The 8141-nt window shown below is 66.7% G+C and carries 7 protein-coding genes and 1 pseudogene; 4 read left to right on the top strand and 4 right to left on the bottom strand.

All coding sequences use genetic code 11. From position 1 onward, the window contains the following. From NQV17_RS25170 to NQV17_RS25160, 3 genes are all read right to left on the bottom strand, one after another. A partial coding sequence (locus tag NQV17_RS25170; RefSeq protein ID WP_308236953.1) for an RNA polymerase sigma factor region1.1 domain-containing protein occupies window positions 1-430 on the bottom strand: 430 nt, incomplete at its 3' end. 387 nt (window positions 431-817) lie between these two features. Next, the gene (locus NQV17_RS25165) at window positions 818-1291 is read right to left on the bottom strand and encodes an RES family NAD+ phosphorylase (RefSeq protein ID WP_257774304.1); all 474 of its coding nucleotides are present in this window, start codon (window positions 1289-1291) and stop codon (window positions 818-820) included. Beyond that, window positions 1288-1716 (bottom strand): antitoxin Xre/MbcA/ParS toxin-binding domain-containing protein, encoded by a 429-nt coding sequence (locus NQV17_RS25160; RefSeq protein WP_011879772.1) that lies wholly within the window; start codon window positions 1714-1716, stop codon window positions 1288-1290. The genes NQV17_RS25165 and NQV17_RS25160 overlap by 4 nt, the downstream gene beginning before the upstream one ends. A gap of 167 nt (window positions 1717-1883) precedes the next feature. Here NQV17_RS25160 and NQV17_RS25155 point away from each other — a divergent pair, with 167 nt between their 5' ends. Next, window positions 1884-2198, top strand: coding sequence for a helicase (locus NQV17_RS25155; protein WP_124529501.1), 315 nt, complete (start codon window positions 1884-1886; stop codon window positions 2196-2198). Between the two features lie 106 nt (window positions 2199-2304). Beyond that, window positions 2305-2529: pseudogene (locus NQV17_RS25150) on the top strand (ISNCY family transposase); the annotation flags it as partial. A gap of 229 nt (window positions 2530-2758) precedes the next feature. Here NQV17_RS25150 and NQV17_RS25145 read toward each other — a convergent pair. Continuing rightward, a complete protein-coding gene (locus NQV17_RS25145; protein ID WP_257774303.1) occupies window positions 2759-3064 on the bottom strand; it encodes a DUF4148 domain-containing protein in 306 nt (101 codons plus the stop codon). A 322-nt stretch (window positions 3065-3386) separates the two neighbouring features. On the opposite strand from NQV17_RS25145, the gene NQV17_RS25140 reads away from it, so the two are divergent. Continuing rightward, entirely contained in the window at window positions 3387-6635 is a 3249-nt protein-coding gene (locus NQV17_RS25140; RefSeq protein WP_257774302.1) for an efflux RND transporter permease subunit, read from the top strand. Between the two features lie 56 nt (window positions 6636-6691). Next, entirely contained in the window at window positions 6692-8110 is a 1419-nt protein-coding gene (locus NQV17_RS25135) for an efflux RND transporter periplasmic adaptor subunit (RefSeq protein WP_257774301.1), read from the top strand. Window positions 8111-8141: the final 31 nt, after the last annotated feature.

The following is an 8141-nucleotide window of genomic DNA, read 5'->3' as shown; positions in this document are numbered from 1 at the left end:
GCGCAGCTTCCGCCTCCTCGTCCGCCTGATCGTCGGATGCCACGGCCGGCGCAGCGTCGGTGAGCAGGAGCGCTTCGGCGTCCGGCGCTTGTTCGTACACGGCCACGCCCATGTCGCTGAACGTGCTGACGATGGTGTCCATCGCCGCCGTTTGAGCAAAGTTGTCGGGCAGGTGATCGTTGATGTCCGCGTGGGTGAGATAGCCACGCTCGCGACCGAGCGCGATCAACGCGCGCATCTGGTGCTGGCGCTCCTCATTCTGGCGTGCCAGTGACGCGATGTCCGTCGGCGTCAGGGCCTGGGTCTTTCCCTTTGACACACGGCGGCCGGCTTTTGCCGTGGCTGTGATTTCAGGGGATGTGGAATCGTTCCGATCAGGAATTGCCAATACATGCTCCTCGACAGATGAGCCGACGATCTTCGCGAGCATGACGCCAGAATGGGTTGCCTGCCGGGATGCGAACGGAATCGTGATGCGCAAAGATGGTCGAGGCCGGGACGCCTCGCTCGAAATCCGTATGCGCAGCTTGTGGGGGGCGTGAATGATACCCGAAAGTATTGTGCGGCACAACACGGGGCCCTTGGATTTCCATGCACTTTACCGGTGTAGCCCGCTCTAGCTGCGATAACGAGCGAGCAACCGACGCTTCGTTAAGCCCGGCACGCAGTTCGCAACGAACTGCGTGAGCGGCTTTGGAACCAGCTCGGGCGGGAATTTCTGTTGGCGTGTGCGAATGAAACCAGAAGCAATGTCGCAGTCGCTCCTGTCTCCGGGAGAAAGGCCTCGAAGGTTGGTTAGCAGACCACCATCAGGCATTTATGATCGGCCGACTGGCGGTATGGCAAAAAGTCGCTCGTCCCACACGACCGGTTGTGGATCCGTCACGATGATCCGCGCGGTGTCAGGATGCGCCAGATTCACGAGCACGTTGAACTCTGCACGGACGACGACGGAAGGGACGATCAGGAGTGCTGTACGCGATTCTGCCATCCATTCGTCGCCGAACTGCCGTGCTGCCTGCAGTGCCGCCGCATCCCACCCTCTCGGCAACGTTTCTGCCGTATGGCGTTCGACGCTGACGTCGTCGGGAACGGTTGCTTCGACCCATCCGTGGGTTTTCGGCACCTTGCCGATGCGTGCATGCACGAGCACCTCGAGCATCGCACCCGCGAAGGTCGACGCCGCGTAGATGACAGGCCGGCCCGGACTATTAAAGCGGCCACCGACCAGCGTCGCGCCGGTGCCGCTCCAGATCGTGTGTCGCGTGTCACCGATGCGAAACAACCTCATGCCGGTAGCCCGTAGAACAGTTTCCAGAGCAACTCTTCAACTCTGCGCGCACCGAGCTCGGTCAGCGCGACGTCGAGCGGCGCCCGTCCCTCAAGTTCAGGATGTGGCGTCGACAAAAATTCCCGCGCGTCCTCTTCGTCGTTCCAGACGTAGGTGGTCGTTGCAACGATCCGGGCCAGACGCTCCGTCTTCTCCGATTCGTCTTGCGTCAGCCGATCTCGGCGTCGTTTATAGGTTGCCTCAGGGATGATGCGGGCGAGCAGCGCGCGGCGGGCATCGGCGCCTTGCGTCGCGTGTTCGACGCCCGCGCGCAGCGCGGACTTCGGCAGACCGCCGCGCACAAGCGCTTCCAGCTCCGCCAGCGTATGCGGGAGCGGCCGCAGCTCCATGACCGCAGCCACGGCTTCAGGGGTAACGAGTGACATGGCGACTCCCGTTCAGTATCATTTGATACTTCATTGTAGCGCAAATGATACCGCCCGCAAGGCGTTCTTGAAAGTTGACACGCGGAGACGCCTCGCAAGCCGACTGTCGATGTTTGGTGGATCCTTGCGCAGCGTTAGAATAGCGCCCCTTCTCATGGGAGACGACAATGTCCTGGTTCGTTTATGAAGTGCCCGAATACCACGAAGACGCTGCGCGCATCGAACCCTTCAGCGAGCTGCGGAGCCGTGTGCTGAAAGTCGGTGGCCCGGCCATGGCTGACGACCTGGAAAGCGTTCGCGAGAACGCCGCAGCGACAGCGGACACGCCAGAGCGGCCCCTGCGGACGCCGGAGAATCCGCAGGTCTTTCCGATTCCCTACGCCGACTCCATGATCCTGGTCGGGTTCATCTTCGATCTGAAGCGAGAATTCCGGCAACTGGTCGTGTCGCCCGTGGAAATGCCCTGGTTGAACGACGCGTAAACGGCGCGTCCGGCCGGAAGCCGACGGGAGAGTTGCTTCTGTTCCGAGGCCGGGTCCGACTATCTACTGCACGCTTTCGGATACACATGCGTGGAGTTGGACCCGCGCCAACGCTTATGCGCCCTCCTTCAACACTGCTTACAACGCACGCTTCGCGAAGCCACCGAAGAGCGATTTCAATGCGCATCGGCCGCTGCGGGATGACGAGCATCTGGACACAGTGTTGACCTGGCGTGAAACACGTCGGGTATCGAAATCGCCGGCAGTGCTCCACGAGCGAGTGCTTTACTTGCTGGATGACACGCCGGTAAACCGGAAGCTGATTCACCGCACCGGCTGCCGTCGCTCTTCCTCGCGCGCGTCGGATGCATGATGAAACTCCCGGGAAAGACTCGATGAGGGCGCACCGAAGGTGCGCCGCCGGCACGACCGTGCGTGCGATGTACTGTCCGACACGTTCATTCTCACGATTGCGGCGCGCACGGCGCCGACCGGTAGATGACGCATTCGAAATCCGCGGCCGCTTCCTTCCGGCCGCGGATGGCAGTTGAAAATTGCGCTCAGTGATGCTCGTACAGCTGCTCCGTGTCGAGCGACGCGAGCGATTGCGCGGTCGTCTTTGCGGCGACGCCCGGCCGTGCAGCCACCGATTGCGACGGCTGCGCGGCGATCTTCGCTTCCGCGGCCTGGATGTCGTCTGGATAGTAAGGATCACTACCGACTGGCCGATAGCCGGCCTTCTCGACCCGCACGAGATCGGCGCGCACGTCGGCCCGCGTGACCGCATGGTCGGTGGTTTGCGCAAATGCGAAGATCGGTGCGCTCAGCGCGCAGGACAGCAGGACCGCACGAATCAGGTTGTTCATGATGTTCACCTCTCAAGATGGCATGTTCGCGTCCGCAGATCAGGCCGGACATCCGCTCCGCATCGATGTGATGAAGAGTTGTGTCCATTCTGCGATTCGCGCGCTTTCCGGAAGGTGAGGCTTCGATTACGGTCTTGTCATCTGATCGCGGCCGCATGTCGGTCACGGGCCGGCCCGTCCGGTCGGACGTTGCGCACCTGCGCGCCAGCACAGATAACGGTTTCGTAATCCTCGGGTCAGGATCGGGTCAACGCCGCGCCGGCAGACTGCATGCTCGCCGCATCGCACGCGGCATCCATGCCCTGCTTCGAGGAGCACCATCATGTGGATCGTCCGGCTGGCGTTACGCAGGCCCTACACGTTCGTCGTACTCGCACTGCTGATCTTCATCGCGGGACCGCTTGCGCTGCTGCGCACGCCGACCGACATTTTCCCGAGCATCGACATTCCGGTCGTCAGCATCGTCTGGTCATACAACGGCTTCTCCGCGGAGGACATGGCCAAGCGGATCACGTCGAACTACGAGCGCGCGCTCACGTCCGACGTCGACGACATCGAGCACATCGAGTCGCAGTCGCTGAACGGCGTGTCGGTCGTGAAGATCTTCTTCCACCCGGGCGCCGACATCAATCGCGCGATCGCGGAAGCCGCGAGCAATGCCGCGTCGATCCTGCGCATCCTGCCGCCCGGCACGTTGCCGCCGAACATCATCACGTACAACGCGTCGACGGTGCCGATCCTGCAGCTCGGGCTGTCGAGCGACACGCTCGCCGAGCAGCAGCTGTACGACCTCGGCAACAGCTTCATCCGCACGCAGCTCGCGACCGTCCAGGGCGCGGCGGTGCCGCTGCCGTTCGGCGGCAAGATCCGCCAGATCGTCGTCGACCTCGATACGCGCGCGCTGCAGGCGAAGGGGCTCGCGCCGATCGACGTCGTGAACGCGATCAACGCGCAGAACCTGATCCTGCCCGGCGGCACCGCGAAGATCGGCACGCACGAATACAACGTGCAGATGAACGGCAGCACGCAGACGGTCGCCGCGCTGAACGACCTGCCGGTGAAGACGATCGGCGGCAATGTCGTGTACGTGCGCGACGTCGCGCACGTTCGCGACGGCTACGCACCGCAGACCAACATCGTGCGGGCGGACGGCAAGCGCGCGGCGCTGCTGACGGTCGAGAAGACCGGCAGCGCGTCGACGCTGACGATCATCGACCAGGTGAAGGCGATGCTGCCGAAGATCGCGGCCGGGCTGCCGAAGGCGCTGCACATTTCGCCGCTCGACGATCAGTCGGTGTTCGTGAAGGCGGCGGTCCAGGGCGTCGTGCGCGAGGCGCTGATCGCCGCGTGCCTGACCGCGCTGATGATCCTGCTGTTCCTCGGCAGCTGGCGCGCGACGCTGATCATCGCGATCACCATCCCGCTCGCGGTGCTCACGTCGCTGCTCGCGCTGTCCGCGCTCGGCCAGACCATCAACATCATGACGCTCGGCGGGCTCGCGCTCGCGGTCGGGATCCTCGTCGACGACGCGACCGTCGCGATCGAGAACATCACGCATCATCTCGAGCTCGGCGCGCCGCTCGAGGACGCGATCCTGACCGGCTCGGGCGAAATCGCGGTGCCGACCTTCGTGTCGACGCTGTCGATCTGCATCGTGTTCGTGCCGATGTTCCTGCTCACGGGCGTCGCGCGCTATCTGTTCGTGCCGCTGGCCGAGGCCGTGATCTTCGCGATGATCGCGTCGTACTTCTTCTCGCGCACGCTGGTGCCGACCCTCGCGATGGCGCTGATGCGCGCAAAAGGAAACGGCCGGCCGCCGCGCGGCGTATTCGCGCCGCTCGTGCACTTGGCGCGTTTCCAGATTGCGTTCGAGCATCGCTTCGAGGCCGTGCGGCTGCGCTATCGCGCGCTGCTCTCGGCGGCGATCGCGCGACGCCGCCGCTTCGCGGCCGCGTTCCTGCTCGCATGCGTCGCGTCGACGGGCCTCTACGCGTTCGCCGGGCAGGACTTCTTCCCGTCGGTCGACACCGGCGAGATCCGCCTGCACCTGCGCGCGCCGACCGGCACGCGGATCGAGGAAACCGCGCGGCTGACCGACGAGGTCGAAGCGAAGATCCGTAGCGTGATTCCGGCGGGCGAACTCGCCGGCGTGCTCGACAACATCGGCGTGCCGGTGAGCGGGATCAACCTCACGTACGATTCGTCGGATCCGATCGGCACCGAGGACGCCGACGTGCTGGTGACGCTGAAGCCGAACCACGCGTCGACCGCCGCATACGTCGCCAGACTGCGCAACGTGCTCGCGCAGTCGTTCCCCGGCGTGACGTTCGCGTTCCTGCCGGCCGACATCGTCAGCCAGATCCTCAATTTCGGGCTGCCCGCGCCGATCGACATCCAGATCGTCGGCAACAAGCTCGACCAGAACCGCGCGGTCGCGAATACGCTGCTCGCGAAGCTGCGCGGCGTGCGCGGGCTCGTCGACGCGCGTATCCAGCAACCCGGCGACGAACCGGCGATCGACGTGAACGTCGACCGCACGAAGGCGATTCAGGCCGGCCTCGAACAGCGCGATGTCGCGCAAAATCTGCTGATCGCGCTGTCCGGCAGTTCGCAGACGACGCCGAACTTCTGGCTCGATCCGCGCAACGGCGTCAGCTACCCGGTGCTCGTGCAGACGCCGCAATACACGGTGAATTCGCTGCAGTCGCTCGCGAACGTGCCGCTGCCGGCCGGCACCGCGCGCCCGCCGCAGACGCCGGCCGGCGGCCCGGCCGCGGGCGCGCCCGCGCAGAACCTGCTCGGCGCGCTCGGCACGTTCTCGCGCTCGACGCAGCAGGCCGTGGTGTCGCACTACAACGTGCAGCCGGTGCTCGACATCTTCGCGTCGGTGCAGGGGCGCGATCTCGGCGGCGTCACGGCCGACGTGACGAAGCTCGTCGACGCCGCGCGCGCGCAGCTGCCGCCCGGCTCGTCGATCGTGCTGCGCGGTCAGGTGCAGGCGATGCACGAGTCGTTCGCGGGCCTGCTCGGCGGTCTGGTACTCGCGATCTCGCTGGTCTACCTGCTGATGGTCGTGAATTTCCAGTCGTGGCTCGATCCGCTCGTGATCGTAGGCGGCCTGCCGGCATCGCTCGCCGGCATCGCGTGGATGCTGTTCGTCACGCGCACCACGCTGTCGGTGCCCGCGCTGACCGGCACGATCCTGTGCATCGGCATCGCGACCGCGAACAGCATTCTCGTCGTGAACGCGGCGCGCGAGCTGCTCGCGGGCGGCGCGTCGCCGTGGCAGGCGGCGCTCGACGCCGGCTTCAGCCGCTTCCGGCCCGTCGTGATGACCGCGCTCGCGATGCTGATCGGCATGTTGCCGATGGCGCTCGGCCTCGGCGACGGCGGCGAGCAGAACGCGCCGCTCGGCCGCGCGGTGATCGGCGGCCTCGCGTTCGGCACGTTCTCGACGCTGCTGTTCGTCCCGGTGCTGTTCGGCTTCGTCCACGCATGGCTCGCGCGGCGCCGCGACGCCGCGGCCGCGCGGCGCACGCAGCACGCGCCCGACACGCCGGCGCTGCGTTGAGCTCGGACGGCCGCCCCTTCTCATCATCCTTCGATTCGCCCGACCCCGGACCCATCATGAACGACTCGATCGAACCCGTCGCCCCGCCGCCCGCCGCCGAAGCGGCCACCGCCGTGCCGTCCGCCGCGCACGGAGCCGCGCCCGACACCCCGCCGGCCCGCAGCGGCCGCAAGCTGGCCGTGCCCGTCGCGGCCGTCGCGCTGGCCGCCGCGCTGCTCGCGCTCGGCATCGTGCCGCGTATCGATGCACGCGCCGCGCAGCGTGCACAGGTTGCCGCACAACAGGCGCTGCCGGTGTCGGTCATCGTGCCCGGCGCGGCGCCGGCCGACCAGACGCTGACGTTGCCCGGCTCGGTGGCGCCGTATGCGGACGCGTCGATCTACGCGCGCACGAGCGGCTACATCGCGCACTGGAGCGTCGATCTCGGCACGCACGTGAAGGCCGGCCAGACGCTCGCGCAGATCTCGGCGCCCGATCTCGACGCGCAATTGCGCCAGGCGCGCGCCGACGAAGCGAGCGCGCAGGCGAACTACGACTACGCGAAATCGACCGCGCAGCGGTGGCAGGACATGCTGAAAACACAATCGGTGTCGCAGCAGGACACCGACACGAAGGTCGCCGATATGAACGCGAAACGCGCGATGCTCGCGTCCGCGCAGGCGAACGTCGCGCACCTTGCCGAACTCGTGTCGTACGAGTCCGTCACCGCGCCGTTCGACGGCGTGATCACCGCGCGCAGCGTCGACGTCGGCACGCTGGTCACCGCGGGCGGCACGCCGGGCAGCCCGGGCCTGTCCGGGGAACTGTTCCATCTCGAACAGACGGACACGCTGCGCGTGTTCGTCGACGTGCCGCAGGACAGCGCGACCGGCGTATCGACCGGCACGCCGGTCTACCTGACGACGACGCAGTATCCGGGGCGGCGCTTTGCCGCGCGTGTCGCACGCAGCGCGGGCGCGATCGATCCCGTCACGCGCACGCTGCGCGTCGAGATCGACGTCGACAACCGCGACGGCGCGCTGATGCCCGGTGCGTATGCGCAGGCGCATCTCGTCGTGCCGAGCGCGGCGCCGGCGCTCGACCTGCCGGTCAGTGCGCTGTTGTTCCGCCCGAACGGCGTGACGGTCGCCACCGTCGGCGCGAACGGGCGAACCGTGCTGAAGACCGTGCAGATCGGGCGCGATTTCGGCACGCGCGTGGAGATCGTCGCGGGGCTCGCGGCGACCGATCGCGTGATCGACAACCCGGGCGACGCGATCACGGCCGGCGAAGCCGTGAAGATCGTGTCGACCGTGCGCGCTGCGGCTCCGGTGGTCGCTTCGTCCGCTTCGTCCGCTTCGTCCGCTTCTTCCGCTTCGTCCGCGCAGGCCGCGCAAACAGGGGCGGCGGCCATTGCCAGCGACGTGCCGCCGCTGCGCGCGGCCGGCACCGCGCCGGCCGCGTCGACGCCCGCTCCGGCGCCCGCCCGCGGCTGACCCATCGACGACGACTCACGAGATACCTGCC

Source organism: Burkholderia sp. SCN-KJ (assembly GCF_024656005.1).
Classification (GTDB): Bacteria; Pseudomonadota; Gammaproteobacteria; order Burkholderiales; family Burkholderiaceae; genus Burkholderia.
The sequence above is the reverse complement of the archived record's forward strand: the minus strand, read 5'-3'. Positions and strand labels throughout refer to the sequence as shown.